The sequence below is a fragment of the Paraflavitalea sp. genome, from assembly GCF_059502485.1.
In genome coordinates, this window is record NZ_JCACET010000010.1 from 2,163,932 (window position 1) to 2,180,914 (window position 16,983).

Genomic DNA, 16,983 nt, shown 5'->3' on the forward strand with positions numbered 1-16,983 from the left:
CGCCTAAAACGTTGTTTATGAAGTACTGGCGGTCGGTTTTATATGTTAAGGGTGATTTTAATTATGAAGGATTTCGTAAGTTGTAGCGCCAAACTCTAATCGGGTGACTTCTTGAACGAACAGGAATTAATACTACTTCTCCGGCAGGGTGATGAGCTGGCTTTCAAAACATTGGTAGAGAGTTACCAGGATATGGTGTTTAATACCGCGCTTGGTGTGGTACAGAACGAATCGGATGCGGAAGATGTGGCGCAGGAGGTTTTTATCCAGGTATATAAATCGATCGACCAGTTTAAAGGAGATGCCCGCCTGTCCACCTGGATCTATCGTATTACCACTACGAAAGCTCTGGACCATATCCGGAGCAAGAAGCGGAAAAAGCGGTTCGCCTTCCTAACCAGCCTGTTTGGCGCCGATAATGAACTTTTGCACGATCCGGTGGACTTCCACCACCCGGGCGCAGCGCTGGACAGGAAACAGCAGGCGGCCCTCTTATTCAAGGCGATAGATCAACTGCCTGAAAATCAGAAAACAGCATTTACCCTCCATAAAACAGAAGAGCTTAGTTATCAAGAGATTGCAGATGTGATGGGGCTCTCGGTGTCGGCAGTGGAATCCCTGCTTTTCCGGGCCCGCCAGAATTTGCGGAAAATACTGGAAAAACATTTGCAACAGGGGGGGTAATATTCGCAGGTTTCCTTATCTGAAAACGTCAAATAAATACAGTAGTTTTTACATAAATTACAAGATCATGTCAACCAAGCCGAACAATCCACACGAGATCGACGAGGTGCTCTCCAGCCTGGAGGGTATCCAAAGGGCCAAGGCCCCGGCGTTCTTCTACACCCGTCTCCGGGGCAGGATGGAACGGGAATTGGAATACACAGGCGGCCCTATCGTACGCCTGCTCGCCAAACCGGCATTAGCCCTCAGTCTGGCAGCCATTATCCTTATCCTGAATGCTACTACCATCATGAAGATGTGGGAGCAGGAAAAAGTAGTTACCAACGAAAGCACACAACAACAACAATTATTAGCATCCGACTACTCGATGGGCACGTACCCCGTATACGATGAAACCAATGTAGCACCATGACGAAATTTCCAAGGCAAAAGTGGTTACTGTTGTTAGTAGCGATCTTATTGGTAACCAACATCATTACTTTGTCTATTTACTGGTCCATGAAGCCTGCTGAACAGCCCCGCAATAACGAAAGCGGCGGTGACAGGCAAAGACGCATGGGGCAATTCATGGTCAATGAACTGAAGCTCGATAAAGAGCAGGAAACCGTCTATTGGAAATTAAGAGATACCATGCTTGGCCGGCAAAAGATCCTCATGGACTCTATCCGCAATACCAAAAAGAGATTCTTCGATCTGCTGAAAGAGCCTGCCACACAGGACACCATCTTACAAACCAAGGCCGATGAAATTGGCGCCTTGCAAAAGCAATTAGACCTCGTTACTTTCCAACACTTCCAGCAGGTTCGCGCCCTTTGCAAGCCCGAGCAGGTGTTGAAGTTCGATACCGTTGTCAAGGAAATTGTAAACCGCATGACAAGTGGCTGGCGCAACCCAGGTAAACCCGGCAATTCCAAAGATTCTGGCGCAGTAAAGAAGTAATACAAACTACTCAAACCGACCGAATTTAAAGCATGTGGTAGCAGTACCATTCACACTTTCATTTCTCCCCACTACTGGTTAAAGCCTACCTACCACAAAGAGGGTATTGTCTTCCCTTTCTATACGCTGTTACTTTGCAGTAGCAAAACACCCGTAAAAACAGCTTCATGAAAAATAACTGGTTGCTTACACTATTGGCATGCCTGCTCATCACACCAGGCATGGCCCAGGATTGTAAAGGTTTTTACTACCTGCAAAACAACAAGACCATTGAAATGACCATCTATAATAAGAAGGGCGATGCCAATGGCAAGCAGGTATACAACGTATCCGAAGTAACCAATGGTGGTGGCACCGTTACCGGTCAGCTCAACTCTGAAATGTTTGATAAGAAAGGGAAATCCATGAGCAAGGCCAAAGGCACTATCCAATGTAAAGGAGGGATCATGATGGTAGACATGAAAATGACCTTACCGGCTGCCCAACAGGAACAATTTGGTACTACCGATGCAAAAGCCGAAAACATTTACATGGAATATCCTGCTTCCATGCAGGTGGGTGATCAACTGAAAGATGCTACCATGGACCTTCAGATAGATAATAAAGGTATGAAGCAGTCGATCAATATGATCGTGAGCAATCGTAAAGTAGAAGGCAAAGAACAGGTAACAACCACCGCTGGTACGTGGGATTGTTTTAAGATCACCTATAAAAGTAAGATCACTATTAAAACGATGGGAATCGGTATCCCTGTCAACATAGAAGGAACAGAGTGGTTTGCACCCGGCTTTGGTGTGGTAAAAACAGACAGCAAGCATGGTGGCACAGCCATCACTGCTATCAAATAAACAGTCATCAGGGATCAGGTTTTTCTCCACTATAAGGAGGCAAACGGAATTACGGCACAGGGCCTATTCAATGTACTTTGAGTAGGCCCTTTTTGTGTAGTATTGATACCGGCGCGAATCATAGCGTGTACCACAAAAAAGCGAATGAATAAACCCATTCAGTCCTACCTGTTGCGTATGGAATATCTTCCGGTCGGGATTGGTTTTAAGGAAGAATTGAATGCGCGCATCATTACTCTTGTATACGATCAGGCTATCGTTTCGTACCTGTTTGAAAGAAAATGCCGACGATAGGTGCTGAAGCATCAGCCGGCTGCGATACCAGGTGCCGCCGGTAGCCGATACCAGGGGCTTTCCATTATAAACCGCAACACTGTCGTTATAAGCAAATACATTCAGGCAGGCAGACTTATTACTCTTCAACCAGGTAATCAGCTTTTGCGTATAAGAAGAATCGTAGCCATAATTGCTGTCCAGGAAACTGATGCGTTGCACAAAAACCGGTATGGTATCTACGCCGTCGAGATAACTGAACAGGAATCTTCCTCCCCCACTATGTCCGTTAAAGTAAACATTGGATAATCCAGGAGCCAGACTTATTACCGTGTCCGTAATATGCTGTACCAGTTCACGGTAATTGGGATGTTGTGTTTTCCATTGTGGCCAGCTTTTGTACGTATTCTCCAGGTAGGCTACTATTACATTTTGGCGCTTCCACGTATTTCGTACAAACCTCGTTTGCGCCCCTATATGCTGAATATCATAATGCCAGTCGTCGCCGGCTTCCATCTTTTTACCTATCGTTTGAGCAGTAGTATTACCATTGGGCAGGGCAAAGAAAACGAGTGTTGTTTTTCGATCCTTATGAATAACAGCAGGATAATCTATGGTCACAATCACATCATTGCCGACCTTAAAAGACAGCATGTTATCTCCCTCCTGCGCCACCGCAGAACAAACACACAAAATGACAATCAAGAATATGAGAAGATGCTTCATGACCTTGTCAGCTTTCCAACCTTTCAACTTATCAACGACTGCCTTCCTTTTCAACCTATCAACTCATCAACCTGTCAACTATGCCTTCTTTCCCTTCTCCAGTATCTGCCAAAACTGTTCTACCCGTGCAGTCCAGGTATTGGAAGCAGCTACCTTCATGCGGGCTTGCTTGCGGGCCTCGTTATTCTCTGCAATCGCTTTATCGATGGTTTGCAGGAATTCCTCATGGCTGTCTACCACATAAGCTACATCCTTGAAGGTATAAATATCCTCCGAAAAATGAGTGGCGATCACCGGTTTGCCGGCAGCCAGGTATTCGTTGATCTTGAGCGGGTAAATACTTTTGGTGAGCGTATTCTTTTTGAAAGGAATGATCACACAGTCGAAGTACTGCAGGTAATTGGGCAGTTCGGTGATCTTACGGGGGCCGGCAAATACCACATTGGGCATTTTATCGAGTCCCACCTCCTTGTGTTCTTCGCCCTGCACGGGGCCAACGAGGAATAATATTTTGTCTTTATGATACTCTGCTATCTTTTTCAGCAGTTCGAAGTCTGAACGGTATTCAATACTACCAGTATAACCAATAATAGGCTTGGTAATATTTTGAAGTGCTTCCGGCTTAGGCAGCGTCACAGTAGCCGCCTTTTGAAAAACGTCTATATCAGCTGCATTGGGATGGAAATACGTATTGGGAGAAAAAGGCGACTTCAGCCGCGTCAGTTCTTTGGAAGTACATAACGTAAAGTCGAAGTTGCGAATGATCTCCTCTTCCAGCCTTGTTCCATGACGATTGGAATAATCCACCTGTGAAATATCATCCATCGACTGGTAAACAGTATAGATAGGCTTTATATCATCAGGCAGCTCGCGTACGAAATAAGGATCGAAGAAATTGAGATAGATAAAATCCTTCACCTGGTAATCCTTGATCAGCTGGCGGATCACTTTCAGCACCAGCCTGTCATTGATCTTCGATAAGCGATTGTACGTACCCCCTGGTGGCAGGAAGTTGACAGGTATCGTAAGCTGAGGCGTTACTACAGTAATGTTGGAAGGCAGCGAAGTAGGGTTACTGTAAATATCCTTCCCTGTCAGCAAAGCCCGCTTACGCGTTTGTATCTGCGGATCATTGCGCATACCTGCGTAATCCTTCCAGGAAAAAGGATGCTCCACATAAAATACCCGGTTGTTCTTGGCAAATTCAATAGCCAATGCCAATGCCGGAGAAGAAATGGTAGAATCCCATCTTGATAAGGTAAAGCAGATGATGTCGCAATGTCTGTTCATGTTATAAACGTTGCAGGCAGCGTTGCAGGCTATCTTTCCAGGCCGGGATAGTCAACCCGTAAGTAGCTTGAATTTTATGCGTATTCAGTAAAGAAAATGAAGGCCTTTTGGCAGGCGTGGGATACTGGTCCGTAGAAATAGGATTCACAGCACAACTGCTGCCGGACAGCTCCTTGATAGCCACGGCAAAGTCGTACCAGCTGATACGGCCCTGGTTACTGTAATGATAAATACCGGGAGCCCATCCTTTTGATGCATCCTGCGTCACAATGTCGAGCATCGCCTGCGCCAGATCAACCGCATACGTAGGGGCGCCTACCTGGTCGCTCACCACATTCAGCTCCGGACGATCCTTCATCAGGCGCAGCATGGTCTTCACAAAATTGTTTCCATATTCACAATACACCCAGGCTGTGCGGATGATCACCGCATCGGAATTGTAGTATAAACACAATGCCTCACCCCTCAACTTGGAAACACCATAAACGTTGACAGGATTGGTAGGCGTGTCTTCTTTATAAGGTTCCGGCGAAGTGCCGTCGAATACATAGTCCGTAGAGATGTGGATGAATTTAGTGCCATATTTCTTACAAGCCGAAGCCAGTACACCCACCGCATCACCATTCACCAGGAAAGCAACTTCCTTGTCACTCTCTGCTTTATCTACCGCCGTATAAGCAGCTGCATTGATACAATAAGCAGGTTTCACTACATCGAAGTATTGACTTACCAGTTCAAACCGGTCTATGGACAACTCTTCCTTGTCAACAAAAATGAAATCAAAAGCAGGGTAAGAAGCAGACAGCATCTGAAGTGACATGCCCACCTGTCCTTTACCACCCGTAACCAGTATTTTAGGTTTTGCCATGATGTATGATTAACCTTCGAAAACGAAATTATTCTTGCAGTCGGCCAGTGTTGGCAACTTGATATCTTTGTCACTCACGATCGCTTTGTCAGGAGCAATCTTCCAGTCGATATTCAAAGAAGGATCATTGTACAGAATACCACCTTCACTCTCCTTGCTATAAAAAGCATCGCATTTGTACAGCACTTCGGCCTTTTCACTCAACACTGAAAAACCATGTGCAAAACCGGCAGGTATGTACAACTGCTTTTTATTGTCAGCCGATAATTCCACGGAGAACACTTTACCATAGGTAGGAGAATCCTTGCGGATATCGACAGCTACATCCAGGATAGTGCCATGCAACACACGCACCAGCTTGGTCTGCGCATGCGGCTGCAATTGATAATGCAGGCCCCTGATCACACCGTAGGAGGAACGGGATTGGTTATCCTGTACAAATTGAGTGGTTATACCCTGTTTAGTATAAGTATTCGCATTATACGCCTCGTAAAAATATCCTCTGCTATCTTCAAATACGATGGGTTCAAAAACAAATAAGCCGGGTAATCCTGTTTCAATAAAAGGCATAGAACAATTTTAAATACTATCTCTTAGCGTATAGATCGTCGTAGTAATGTTGGTAGTCACCAGAAGTAACGTGGTTTATCCACTCTTCGTGCTGCAGGTACCAGTCTACTGTCTTTTCCAGTCCTTCTTCAAACTGCAGAGAAGGTTTCCAGCCCAGTTCTTCATTCAGCTTGGTGGCATCGATCGCATAGCGCATATCATGGCCGGGCCTGTCAGTCACGTAAGTGATCAGTTTAGCCGACTCGCCGGCTGCACGCCCCAGCTTCTTATCCATGACGCTGCACAGCAGGTTTACGATATCGATATTCTTCCATTCGTTGAAGCCACCGATATTGTACTTCTCTCCCACTTTACCCTTATGGAAAATGGTGTCGATAGCACGGGCATGATCTTCAACAAACAACCAGTCGCGCACATTCTCACCCTTGCCATATACCGGCAGTGGCTTGCTGTTCTTGATGTTGTTGATCATAAGCGGTATCAGCTTCTCGGGAAAATGGTGTGAGCCATAGTTGTTGGAACAGTTGCTCATGATCACCGGCAGCCCGTAAGTATGATAGTAGGCATTTACAAAATGATCCGAAGAAGCTTTGGAAGCTGAATAAGGAGAGCGGGGATCATAAGCAGTTTCCTCCGTAAAGAAGCCCGTTTCACCTAAAGAGCCGTATACCTCGTCGGTAGAAACATGATAAAACAGTTTACCCTGTTTATCAGCGCCCCAGAACTGACGGGATATATTCAACAACGTTACTGTGCCCAGTACGTTGGTACGTACAAAAGCCAGCGGGTTGCTGATAGAACGGTCCACATGGCTTTCAGCCGCAAGGTGAATGATGCCATCGAACCGGTATTTTTCAAACAGTTCAGTAATTCTTTGTTCGTCCGTAATATCACCTTTCTCGAAAACGTAATTAGGTTTATCCTTTACATCTTCCAGGTTTTCCAGGTTGCCTGCATAAGTCAGGGCATCCAGGTTGACAATACGGTAATCAGGGTATTTGTTTACAAATAACCGCACCACATGGGAGCCGATAAAACCGGCGCCGCCTGTGATCATTAAGGTTTTAGTATAGTTAGCCATTATAAACTCCAGTATTTTCTGCTGGTGATAGTATGTTTATACATTCCTTTCAGGTCTGCGATCAACGCATGCTCACGGGTAATAGCCACAAAATCGGCATCGCCCAGCGTAGTATAAGGTTTATGTGGCACCGTCACAATCACCGCATCGTAATCCGTTGCGGGTTGTTTTACCAGGTGCAATCCATACTCTTCATGCACTTCTTCATTCTCTGCATAAGGATCTTCCACGTCCACCTGAATATTGAAAGCCAGTAATTCTTTTACCGTATCTACGATCTTCGAATTACGGATATCACTTACATTCTCTTTAAACGTAACTCCTTTCACGAGCACTTTAGGATCGTTGGAGTTGCGCAGCACATGAGTGATGATCTTGCGTGCCACGTACTTGGCCATATCATCATTGATATAGCGGCTGGCCGTGATCACTTTCGATTCATAACCCAGCGAGGCTGCCTTGTAAGTAAGGTAGTAAGGATCCACTCCTATACAGTGTCCACCTACGAGGCCCGGCTGAAACCGCAGGAAATTCCATTTGGTACCGGCCGCTTCTATTACATCATACGTATTAACGCCCATGCGATCAAAGATCAGCGACAACTCATTCATCAAAGCAATGTTCAGGTCGCGCTGCGTGTTCTCAACGATCTTCGAAGCTTCTGCCACTTTGATAGAAGAAGCGCGGTGTACACCGGCATCTACTACCAGCTCATAAACCTTCGCCACTTCATCCAGCGCTTCTGCATCACTGCCAGATACTACTTTGATCACCGTGCGCAACGTGTGCTTTTTATCGCCCGGGTTGATACGCTCAGGTGAATAACCCAGCTTGAAATCAATCCCCATCTTTAGTCCCGAAAACTTCTCCAATACCGGTAAACAATCCTCTTCTGTACATCCGGGATAGGTAGTTGATTCATAGATCACGTAATCACCCTTCTTCAGCACTTTACCCACCGTTTCAGAAGCACTTAACAAAGGTTTCAGGTCGGGCACATTGTATTTATCAACGGGTGTAGGCACAGCAACAATGTAGAAATTGGCCTGCTTCAACACATCCAACTGATTGGTAAAAACAATGTTGGTACCCTTGAACTCTTCTGCTGTTACTTCCTTGCTGGGGTCAATACCATTTTGCATCATTTCGATACGTTTGGCATTGATATCAAATCCGATCACGGGTATTTTACGGGCAAACTCCAATGCAATAGGCAGGCCTACGTAGCCCAAACCTATCACAGCTAATTTGGCTTTCTGTTCAACTAATTCCTGGTACATTATGGTATTGAATTTATAAACCCGACAAGATTAAGCAAAAACCAGTCAGGCCTAAGAAGAAGTTTTGGTTTTCCGGGTCCAGGGATTAATGAAGCCCATCAGGCCGCTTGAAGCGGCCTGATGGGATATAAATTTATCTGCTTACGAATTCTTTAGGCTGCTTGAACCATTCTTCCGGCTTCAGGGCTTTGAAATACTCGTAAGTAATTTTCAAGCCTTCTTTACGGTTTACTTTCGGTGACCAGCCCAGCAGTTCTTTAGCACGGGTAATATCAGGTCTCCGTTGCTTGGGATCATCTACAGGCAGTGGCTTGTATACGATCTCCTGCTTGGTGCCGGTGAGCGCGATGATCTCTTCTGCAAATTCTTTCAGGGAAATCTCATCGGGGTTACCAATGTTTACCGGCATATGATAATCGCTCATCAAGAGACGGTAAATACCTTCCACCAGGTCATCTACATAGCAGAAGCTTCTTGTTTGAGAACCATCGCCAAACACAGTCAGGTCTTCACCACGCAAAGCCTGGCCGATGAAAGCTGGTAACGCGCGGCCGTCATTGAGGCGCATACGCGGACCATATGTATTGAAGATGCGGATGATGCGGGTTTCAAGACCATGGAAAGTATGATAAGCCATCGTCATCGCTTCCTGGAAGCGCTTAGCTTCGTCATACACACCACGGGGACCTACAGGGTTTACATTACCCCAGTATTCTTCATTCTGTGGGTGCACCATCGGGTCACCATAGATCTCAGAAGTAGAAGCTACCAGGATCCTGGCACCTTTAGCCCTTGCCAAACCAAGGCAGTTGTGCGTACCCAATGAACCTACCTTCAAGGTCTGGATAGGGATCTTCAGGTAGTCGATCGGGCTGGCCGGAGAAGCAAAGTGCAGGATATAATCCAGGTTGCCCGGCACATGAATGAACGTAGAAACGTCGTGATTATAGAATTCAAACTCTTCCAGTTTGAACAAATGCTCGATATTCTTGAGGTCACCGGTGATGAGGTTGTCCATGCCTACTACATGAAAACCTTCCTTGATAAAGCGGTCGCACAAATGCGAACCCAGGAATCCGGCAGCACCGGTTATCAGAACTCTCTTTTTTGCCATGTTGTGTTGTTGTTTGTGGGGGTAAGGGAAATGAATACAGCTTATTTACCTGGAACGGCCGTTGCCCTTCCCACACTTTCATAATAGAAACCTAACTCTTTTACAGCATTGCCTTCAAACAGGTTACGACCATCGAAGATCACTTTGTTCTTCAGCGCCGTTACCATTTTCAGGAAGTTGGGTGTGCGGAACTCATTCCATTCAGTAGCAATGATCAAAGCGTCGGCACCTTCCAGACAGTCATACTGGTTTTCAGCATACTCTACCTTGTCGCCGATAACACCTTTCACATTGGCCATCGCTTCAGGATCAAACACGCTCAGTGTAGCGCCTGCAGCTGTCAGCTCATCGATCATATATAAAGCCGGAGCTTCGCGGATGTCATCTGTATTAGGCTTGAAGGCCAGACCCCACATAGCGAATTTCTTACCCTTCAGGTTGTCCTTGAAGTACTTGTTGATCTTGGGCATGAGGTGAAGCTTTTGCTTCTCATTCACGTCCATCACTGCATTCAGGATCTGGAAATCATAATTTACTTCAGTAGAAGATTTCACCAGCGCCTGAACGTCTTTAGGGAAGCAGCTTCCGCCGTAACCGATACCGGGGAACAGGAAGCGCTTGCCGATACGATCATCGCTACCTACACCACGACGCACCATGTCAACATCAGCACCAAGGCGCTCGCACAGCTGAGCGATCTCGTTCATGAAAGAGATCTTGGTAGCGAGGAAAGAGTTAGCGGCATATTTAGTAAGCTCTGCAGAGCGAACGTCCATGTTGATAACAGGGTTACCGGAACGAACGAACGGAGCATACAGATCGCCCATCACTTTCTTGGCTCTGTCGGAAGAAGCACCGATTACAACACGGTCAGGCTTCATGAAGTCGTCTACAGCCACACCTTCGCGCAGGAACTCGGGGTTAGATACTACGTCGAACTCACCTTTGTAGTTCTTAGCGATAGCAGCATGTACCTTTTCAGCAGTACCTACAGGTACCGTACTTTTATCTACGATAACTTTATAATCTTTCAGGATCTTACCGAGGTGATCGGCAACGCCCAATATGTACTTCAGATCAGCAGAGCCGTCTTCGCCGGGAGGCGTAGGCAGTGCCAGGAAGATAATAGCGGCATCTTTGATACCGTCTTCAAGGCTGGTGGTGAAACGGAGACGTTCTTCCTTCAGGTTGCGGAGGAATAACTTTTCCAGACCTGGTTCGTAAATGGTGATCTGCCCGTTCGTCAGCTTATCCACTTTCGATTTGTCGATGTCCACGCATGTAACATCATTTCCTGTCTCAGCGAAACAGGTCCCGGTCACTAATCCTACGTAACCGGTTCCAACAACAGCAATTTTCATATTGAAACGTTTTTTGTGTTAGGGTTCACTAAGCCTTTGTCATCAGGCTAAGGTTTTATGAATGTTTGTTAATAAACTCCAATACATTGCTGGTAATGAAAAGCAGTTGTTCCTCGTCGAGTTCTGTGTGCATAGGCAACGAGATCACTCTTTCCGTAAGCCAGTCGGTCGTTTCGAGGATAAAGGATGAACCGCCGAAAGCTGCAAACATTTGTTGACGATGGGCGGGTACAGGATAATAGATCATGGATGGGATACCCTTGTCGGCCAGATACTGATTCAAACCATCACGATCAACGCCTTCAAGCAGGAGGGTATATTGGTGAAACACGTGGTCGCTATACGATGCCCGGGCTGGCGTAGTGATCTTTGGATGATTGGCAAAAGCCTTATCATAAAAATCAGCCGCTGCCTGGCGTGCAGCAATATATTGATCCAGGTGTGGCAATTTCACATTCAACACAGCAGCCTGTAAAGAATCGAGGCGACTGTTGCAACCAACCACATCATGATAGTAACGCTTGCTCTGTCCGTGGTTGGCAATCTTTTTCATTTGGTTGGCCAGCTCATCATCATTGGTGAATATCGCACCGCCGTCTCCATAACATCCCAGGTTCTTAGATGGGAAGAACGAAGTAGCTCCGATGGTGCCGATAGTACCGGCTTTCTTCACGGTGCCATCCTTCAGCGTAATGTTACAACCAATAGCCTGTGCAGTGTCCTCGATAACATACAACCCGTGGCGGTTGGCTATATCCATGATGGCTTCCATATTGGCTGCCTGTCCGTACAAGTGTACCGGAACAATCGCTTTGGTTTTTGATGTAATGGCTTTCTCTATAGCAGCAGGATCGATGCAGAAAGTCTTGGGATCTACCTCCACGAAGACTGGTTTCAGTTTCAGGAGGGCTACCACCTCTACCGTTGCAATGTAGGTAAAGGACGGTGTGATAACTTCGTCGCCCGGTTGCAAATTCAATGCCATCATTGCTATCTGCAGGGCGTCTGTACCATTAGCGCAGGGGATTACGTGTTTTGCCCCCAGGTACTTCGTTAAGGCGGCCGTAAAATCCGTAACTGCTTTTCCATTTATGAACGCCGCAGCATCGATCACCTCATGAATACCTGCATCTACTTCTTTCTTGATCTTTGCATACTGCTGCTTTAAATCCACCATTTGTATCGGCCGCATACTCAACGTTTTCTTTTGAAACGGGCACAAACCTACCACAAAAAACTGGTTTATGCAATGGGGGCGTAGTAAGTAATGCAGGCAAATCAGGAATAATCCTATGTATTAGCGTATCCTTACGCAAGCTTTAGCTTAAATTATTGCGTAATATACCCATTCCCCACCTGTTTAGAATCACCCCTTTCTCACCTGGCCCCTCCACAGGCAACAAGGCTTCATATTTAATTAATAATTATCCGATCAGCAGCGAGCTACAACGGGCTATCGATGCCTTCGGTTCCCAAGACAAGACACTTATTCCATATTTGGGAATACTACGCATTGTTTGAGGCATACACCAAACACTAAACATATAATACACTGATAACTTCCCGTCTTTTCCCGACTTTTGCAAATAATTCAAAATCACCCGTGCACCTGTTTTTTTACACTATTTTTTGCCGCCTCTACCTGTTAGGCGTACGCCTGGCCGCCCGTTTTAACCCCAAAGCAAGGCTATGGCTGGAAGGAAGAAAAGGATTGTTGGAGAAGCTGAAAGCAGCCATCGGAAGTCGCATAACCCATGACTCAAAGATCATCTGGATGCACTGCGCCTCCCTGGGCGAATTTGAGCAAGGCAGGCCCGTTTTAGAGGCGTTGCGGGAAGAACACCCAGGAGTTAAGATACTATTGACCTTCTTCTCCCCCTCCGGCTATGAGGTGCGCAAGAACTATGAAGGCGCCGATTATATCTTTTACCTGCCCATGGATTCCAAGGCCAACGCCCGCCGCTTTCTGGACATCGTACAGCCCGACCTGGTGATCTGGATAAAATACGAGTACTGGTATCATTACCTCACCACACTCAAAAAACGCAGCATCCCCACCCTGCTCGTATCAGGCATCTTTCGTCCCGACCAGCCCTTTTTCAAATGGTATGGCCGCCTCCACCAATATATACTGGAAAGCTTCACCCACCTGTTTGTACAAACGCCTGCTTCGCAGGAACTGCTGGCCGGCATCGGCTTTACTAAGAATGTAACGGTGAATGGTGACACCCGCTTCGACAGGGTGGCCGCCATTGTAGAGAAGTTCACGCCCATACCCGCCATTGAAGCCTTTTGCGGCGATCATCCTACCGTCGTAGCCGGCAGCACCTGGCCCGATGATGAAGAAGAGCTGGACCATTATGCCAATACGCACCCCGACATGCGGTTCATCATTGCCCCGCATGAGATCACAGAAGCCCACCTCGTAGAGATCGAAAAACTATTCAAGCATACTATTCGCTACTCTATACTTCAAAAACGTGTTCCGGGCACCGTAAGCCGCGAACAAAAAAATACCAATACACTCATCATCGACAACATCGGCATGTTATCGCGCCTCTACAAATACGCCACTATTACTTATATCGGTGGAGGGTTTGGCAGTGATGGCGTGCACAATGTGCTGGAAGCGGCCGTGTACAATAAACCCGTTGTCTTTGGGCCCGTGTATGAGAAGTATATTGAAGCCACAGAACTGGTGGACCAGGGTGGCGCTTTTCCCATCAACACAGCGCTGGAGTTGGAGAAAACACTGGATGAGCTGTTATCCAACGAGGCTGCCTACAAAAAAGCCTGCCAACAGGCAGGCCAATATGTTCATGCAAAAACAGGCGCTACAAAAGCCGTCTTGCAGTTTATTTACGAGAACCGTCTTTTGACCAACTGATAAAAGTGGCGGGTGGTGTCTTTCGAATCATCCCAGGCCAGCTTTATCTTCAATTCCCTTTCTATCCAGTACTGTGCTTCGGGATAGATACGGAAGCCATTGATGGTTTTAATACTGCGCTCATACATCACTTCATCGCCACGGAACAGTTCATTGATGAACACAAAACGGTCATTGATACCAATGGCCTTTTTGAGGTCACGAACAGGCGAATCATTGAGCCGGTGGCCTATCTCTATCCGCTCTTCTTTTAACTTATCATTAAGAGAATCCTGGGCCGTTGCCATCATTTCATTGAGCTCTTTGGCCGAAGATTGATGGGCCAGCGTCGGTATTTCAGTAAGCGGGTTGTATTGATAGCCATTTTGCGGGGCTGCAACCGGAGCATGATGACCATTGCCATTTTTAGCAGGTTTTTCTTCCTGTTTTTCAACAGGTAAGGTCATCTCTTCAGTGGCTTTTTCTTCCAGTACAGGCGCTTCCACCGTCACTGTATTGTATACTGTACGTGCAGCGGGCATTACAACCGCTACCTTGGAAGTGCCCTGCGCCACTCGTGAAGCTGCGGACAACCGCATTAGCTCCGCCTCAATGAGTTGAGTGGTGACTAATAGTTGTTTATTATCGGCATTTTGTTCGAATTGTTCGTTTAATTTGCCGATTAATTGTTTTAATCGCTCCATAGTAGATTGGGTGGGTACTTTATGGGTTAGATATTGTACTATAAAGTTAACAATTATTATACCTATTTCCGTTAACATGTTCATAGAACCAAATATATCAGGCGAACGGCGCGGCTTTATAGAAGTGATCTGCGGCTCTATGTTTTCCGGTAAAACAGAGGAATTGATCCGGCGGCTGAAGCGTGCCCGCATTGCCAACCTGAACGTAGAGATCTTTAAACCCAAAATAGATGTGCGATACCATGAACAGGATATCGTATCGCACGATGCAACAAGCATTACTTCCACTCCGATAGACAATTCCCAAACGATCCTGTTACTGGCCAGCGGTGTAGATGTTGTAGGTATCGATGAAGCGCAATTCTTCGATGATCAGCTGCCGGACGTATGCGATCAGCTGGCGGTAAGAGGCGTACGCGTCATCATCGCAGGGCTCGATATGGATTACCTCGGCAAACCATTCGGGCAAATGCCGAATCTGTTAGCGAAGGCAGACTTTATTACCAAGCTCCACGCCATTTGCGTACGCTGCGGCAACATTGCCAATTACTCCTATCGCAAAGCACCTGACGCCTCCCGGATATTGTTGGGCGAGAAAGACAGCTATGAGCCTCGCTGCAGAAAATGTTATTACGAAAAAGCTTAGCAGTTATAACTCACTAAAAGTTTTGATCAGTTTATTGGCGGCGAACAGTAAAAGTATGACTGGCTGTTATTTCCTGGAGATCGGTTTTCGTGACCAGCTTGTCTTCAAGTGAAAAATGATACGGCAGCCCGGTAGATAAACTGGCAGTAATGGTGCCTTCCTGCGTGCCCTGGGCAAAGATCCTTCCGCCCTCACCCGTCCAGGCCGATACGGCAGCTTTAACAGACATCATCACGGTATCACCCAGTATCCCTTTTACCGTGATAATATTACTGTACTTCACCGGCGCTTTAGCCTTCAACACATAATTGTTTACCCAGCTGTCACCCACCTTCACCCTCCGGGAGGGAGGAAAGTAAAACAATAGACGGGTGAACAGGTCCTGCAGTACGGTAGTACTGAACATATCGCGCAAGCTGCCATACACTTCACGGCCGTCTTTACCGGTGGCCAGCGCTATCTTTTCTACTACTTCATCAGCCCCTTTTACCGATACGACATGCCCGCTTCTGTCACTGTAAAACGAAACAGAATCACCTATCACACCCTGCCGGCAACTGTCGTGCGTAGCCCTCATGTCCTGGTATATCTTTTCCATACTGCTGGGCGGCTGGCCTGCCATAGTAAATACCGGGAACCGTTCTGTACGTTGTAATTGCTCAAACACCGCCTCCATCATCAATAAACTATCCACCACGTTACCTTTGGTCACAGAGCCATACTGCCGCAGCCGAAAACCGGTAATGATGGTATCTGGTCTTGGCCGTGACACGTCAGGTATCGCCACTTCTGTAATTACATAGCTGGGTTCGCCGCCGGCAGGCTCCAGCATCCACCTGTCTCCTGCAGGATTCCGGCAGGTCATGCTCAATAGCATGAAGGCGAATAGAACAAAAGACAATATTCTCATATAAGTTTGATGAAGGTTTAGCATCTGATGCAACAAAGAGAAAATGGAATAAACGCCGGAACTGTTTATTTTCGCGCATTCGTATGGCTCGCACACAAATCAATCATATCTGGGCGCTCGTTAAAAAAGATTTCCTGCTGGAGATCAGGCAACAATATACCTTTTATGGCATATTGCTGTACGTGGCTTCCACCATTTTTGTGCTGTACCTCGCCATGGGCCAGGAGCCGGAAGATAAAGTATGGAATGCCCTCTTCTGGATGATCCAGCTTTTCATTTGCATTAACGCCGTATCCAAAAGCTTCCTTGCCGAAAGCAAGGGCCGCATGTTATACTTCTATACCATTGCCGGCGCCCGCGATTTTGTGTTGGCCAAGCTGCTCTTCAATGTGCTGCTGATGGTGATCATGAGCCTGGTGAGCCTCATACTCTTCCAGCTGCTGCTGGGCAATCCGGTACATAACCCTTTAAAATTCGTGGGCATCGTGTGCCTCGGCGGTTGTAGCCTCAGCCTGGTATTTACCTTCCTGGCAGCCATTGCGGCCAGGGCACAACAGAACGCCGCGCTGATGGCCATCATGGGTTTTCCCCTCATCATACCCCAGGTATTGCTGTTAATGCGTATTGCCAACACTGCCTTTTCCGATGTGATCCAGTCAGACCTGCTTAAGATCGTACTGATGCTGGTGGGGCTGGATATCATGGTAATAGCACTTGCTGTTATCTTATTCCCCTTTCTTTGGAAAGACTGATCGTTTTCCCCTAATTTTGCCCCCTATTCAGGTAATTGGCACGCCTCACCACCCTGCAAATGCCAATATCT

Annotated in this window: 18 protein-coding genes; 7 read left to right on the forward strand and 11 right to left on the reverse strand. The window is 46.7% G+C overall.

Annotated features, from left to right (window positions below):
* Positions 1-111: 111 nt before the first annotated feature.
* From AC5JBY_RS25880 to AC5JBY_RS25895, 4 genes are all read left to right on the forward strand, one after another.
* On the forward strand, positions 112-684 hold the full coding sequence (locus AC5JBY_RS25880) for an RNA polymerase sigma factor (RefSeq protein WP_495907567.1): 573 nt from the start codon (positions 112-114) through the stop codon (positions 682-684).
* A gap of 67 nt (positions 685-751) precedes the next feature.
* Complete coding sequence (locus tag AC5JBY_RS25885; protein ID WP_495907568.1) at positions 752-1,096, forward strand: hypothetical protein; 345 nt, start codon at positions 752-754, stop codon at positions 1,094-1,096.
* Complete coding sequence (locus AC5JBY_RS25890) at positions 1,093-1,623, forward strand: hypothetical protein (RefSeq protein WP_495907569.1); 531 nt, start codon at positions 1,093-1,095, stop codon at positions 1,621-1,623. Before AC5JBY_RS25885 ends, AC5JBY_RS25890 begins: the two co-directional genes overlap by 4 nt.
* Before the next feature lie 167 nt (positions 1,624-1,790).
* Positions 1,791-2,471, forward strand: coding sequence for a TapB family protein (locus AC5JBY_RS25895; RefSeq protein WP_495907570.1), 681 nt, complete (start codon positions 1,791-1,793; stop codon positions 2,469-2,471).
* Positions 2,472-2,534: 63 nt separating this feature from the next.
* Here the strand turns inward: AC5JBY_RS25895 and AC5JBY_RS25900 are convergent, their stop codons facing one another.
* The 9 genes from AC5JBY_RS25900 to AC5JBY_RS25940 all read right to left on the reverse strand — a co-directional run bounded on the left by AC5JBY_RS25900 (position 2,535) and on the right by AC5JBY_RS25940 (position 12,226).
* On the reverse strand, positions 2,535-3,470 hold the full coding sequence (locus AC5JBY_RS25900; RefSeq protein WP_495907571.1) for a hypothetical protein: 936 nt from the start codon (positions 3,468-3,470) through the stop codon (positions 2,535-2,537).
* Between the two features lie 78 nt (positions 3,471-3,548).
* Positions 3,549-4,760, reverse strand: coding sequence for a glycosyltransferase (locus tag AC5JBY_RS25905; RefSeq protein ID WP_495907572.1), 1,212 nt, complete (start codon positions 4,758-4,760; stop codon positions 3,549-3,551).
* A gap of 1 nt (position 4,761) precedes the next feature.
* Positions 4,762-5,628, reverse strand: coding sequence for a dTDP-4-dehydrorhamnose reductase (gene rfbD / locus AC5JBY_RS25910; RefSeq protein WP_495907573.1), 867 nt, complete (start codon positions 5,626-5,628; stop codon positions 4,762-4,764).
* Between the two features lie 9 nt (positions 5,629-5,637).
* Positions 5,638-6,198, reverse strand: a complete 561-nt coding sequence (gene rfbC, locus AC5JBY_RS25915) for a dTDP-4-dehydrorhamnose 3,5-epimerase (RefSeq protein ID WP_495907574.1) — start codon at positions 6,196-6,198, stop codon at positions 5,638-5,640.
* A gap of 16 nt (positions 6,199-6,214) precedes the next feature.
* A complete protein-coding gene (gene rfbB / locus AC5JBY_RS25920; RefSeq protein WP_495907575.1) occupies positions 6,215-7,279 on the reverse strand; it encodes a dTDP-glucose 4,6-dehydratase in 1,065 nt (354 codons plus the stop codon).
* A complete protein-coding gene (locus tag AC5JBY_RS25925) occupies positions 7,279-8,559 on the reverse strand; it encodes a nucleotide sugar dehydrogenase (protein WP_495907576.1) in 1,281 nt (426 codons plus the stop codon). The genes rfbB and AC5JBY_RS25925 overlap by 1 nt, the downstream gene beginning before the upstream one ends.
* 133 nt (positions 8,560-8,692) lie before the next feature.
* Positions 8,693-9,673 (reverse strand): UDP-glucuronic acid decarboxylase family protein, encoded by a 981-nt coding sequence (locus AC5JBY_RS25930; RefSeq protein WP_495907577.1) that lies wholly within the window; start codon positions 9,671-9,673, stop codon positions 8,693-8,695.
* 41 nt (positions 9,674-9,714) lie between these two features.
* Positions 9,715-11,034 (reverse strand): UDP-glucose dehydrogenase family protein, encoded by a 1,320-nt coding sequence (locus AC5JBY_RS25935; protein ID WP_495907578.1) that lies wholly within the window; start codon positions 11,032-11,034, stop codon positions 9,715-9,717.
* Between the two features lie 55 nt (positions 11,035-11,089).
* Positions 11,090-12,226 (reverse strand): DegT/DnrJ/EryC1/StrS family aminotransferase, encoded by a 1,137-nt coding sequence (locus tag AC5JBY_RS25940; protein WP_495907579.1) that lies wholly within the window; start codon positions 12,224-12,226, stop codon positions 11,090-11,092.
* A gap of 411 nt (positions 12,227-12,637) precedes the next feature.
* Here AC5JBY_RS25940 and AC5JBY_RS25945 point away from each other — a divergent pair, with 411 nt between their 5' ends.
* Positions 12,638-13,921: a 3-deoxy-D-manno-octulosonic acid transferase gene (locus tag AC5JBY_RS25945; RefSeq protein WP_495907580.1), complete on the forward strand. Its 1,284-nt coding sequence runs from the start codon at positions 12,638-12,640 to the stop codon at positions 13,919-13,921.
* Here AC5JBY_RS25945 and AC5JBY_RS25950 read toward each other — a convergent pair.
* Complete coding sequence (locus AC5JBY_RS25950) at positions 13,894-14,604, reverse strand: DUF8457 domain-containing protein (protein WP_495907581.1); 711 nt, start codon at positions 14,602-14,604, stop codon at positions 13,894-13,896. The genes AC5JBY_RS25945 and AC5JBY_RS25950 overlap by 28 nt on opposite strands.
* 76 nt (positions 14,605-14,680) lie before the next feature.
* Here AC5JBY_RS25950 and AC5JBY_RS25955 point away from each other — a divergent pair, with 76 nt between their 5' ends.
* Entirely contained in the window at positions 14,681-15,250 is a 570-nt protein-coding gene (locus AC5JBY_RS25955) for a thymidine kinase (protein WP_495907582.1), read from the forward strand.
* 31 nt (positions 15,251-15,281) lie between these two features.
* Here the strand turns inward: AC5JBY_RS25955 and AC5JBY_RS25960 are convergent, their stop codons facing one another.
* Positions 15,282-16,160: a DUF6263 family protein gene (locus AC5JBY_RS25960; protein ID WP_495907583.1), complete on the reverse strand. Its 879-nt coding sequence runs from the start codon at positions 16,158-16,160 to the stop codon at positions 15,282-15,284.
* Positions 16,161-16,243: 83 nt separating this feature from the next.
* On the opposite strand from AC5JBY_RS25960, the gene AC5JBY_RS25965 reads away from it, so the two are divergent.
* A complete protein-coding gene (locus AC5JBY_RS25965) occupies positions 16,244-16,912 on the forward strand; it encodes a heme exporter protein CcmB (protein ID WP_495907584.1) in 669 nt (222 codons plus the stop codon).
* Positions 16,913-16,983: the final 71 nt, after the last annotated feature.

What these genes read in the sequence shown, in the direction of transcription:
- AC5JBY_RS25885 (WP_495907568.1), top strand. Translation starts at nt 752, where the DNA reads ATGTCAACCAAGCCGAACAATCCACACGAGATCGACGAGGTGCTCTCC.
- AC5JBY_RS25890 (WP_495907569.1), top strand. Translation starts at nt 1,093, where the DNA reads ATGACGAAATTTCCAAGGCAAAAGTGGTTACTGTTGTTAGTAGCGATC.
- AC5JBY_RS25895 (WP_495907570.1), top strand. Translation starts at nt 1,791, where the DNA reads ATGAAAAATAACTGGTTGCTTACACTATTGGCATGCCTGCTCATCACA.
- AC5JBY_RS25900 (WP_495907571.1), bottom strand. Translation starts at nt 3,470, where the DNA reads ATGAAGCATCTTCTCATATTCTTGATTGTCATTTTGTGTGTTTGTTCT.
- AC5JBY_RS25905 (WP_495907572.1), bottom strand. Translation starts at nt 4,760, where the DNA reads ATGAACAGACATTGCGACATCATCTGCTTTACCTTATCAAGATGGGAT.
- rfbD (WP_495907573.1), bottom strand. Translation starts at nt 5,628, where the DNA reads ATGGCAAAACCTAAAATACTGGTTACGGGTGGTAAAGGACAGGTGGGC.
- rfbC (WP_495907574.1), bottom strand. Translation starts at nt 6,198, where the DNA reads ATGCCTTTTATTGAAACAGGATTACCCGGCTTATTTGTTTTTGAACCC.
- rfbB (WP_495907575.1), bottom strand. Translation starts at nt 7,279, where the DNA reads ATGGCTAACTATACTAAAACCTTAATGATCACAGGCGGCGCCGGTTTT.
- AC5JBY_RS25925 (WP_495907576.1), bottom strand. Translation starts at nt 8,559, where the DNA reads ATGTACCAGGAATTAGTTGAACAGAAAGCCAAATTAGCTGTGATAGGT.
- AC5JBY_RS25930 (WP_495907577.1), bottom strand. Translation starts at nt 9,673, where the DNA reads ATGGCAAAAAAGAGAGTTCTGATAACCGGTGCTGCCGGATTCCTGGGT.
- AC5JBY_RS25935 (WP_495907578.1), bottom strand. Translation starts at nt 11,034, where the DNA reads ATGAAAATTGCTGTTGTTGGAACCGGTTACGTAGGATTAGTGACCGGG.
- AC5JBY_RS25940 (WP_495907579.1), bottom strand. Translation starts at nt 12,226, where the DNA reads ATGCGGCCGATACAAATGGTGGATTTAAAGCAGCAGTATGCAAAGATC.
- AC5JBY_RS25950 (WP_495907581.1), bottom strand. Translation starts at nt 14,604, where the DNA reads ATGGAGCGATTAAAACAATTAATCGGCAAATTAAACGAACAATTCGAA.
- AC5JBY_RS25955 (WP_495907582.1), top strand. Translation starts at nt 14,681, where the DNA reads ATGTTCATAGAACCAAATATATCAGGCGAACGGCGCGGCTTTATAGAA.
- AC5JBY_RS25960 (WP_495907583.1), bottom strand. Translation starts at nt 16,160, where the DNA reads ATGAGAATATTGTCTTTTGTTCTATTCGCCTTCATGCTATTGAGCATG.
- AC5JBY_RS25965 (WP_495907584.1), top strand. Translation starts at nt 16,244, where the DNA reads ATGGCTCGCACACAAATCAATCATATCTGGGCGCTCGTTAAAAAAGAT.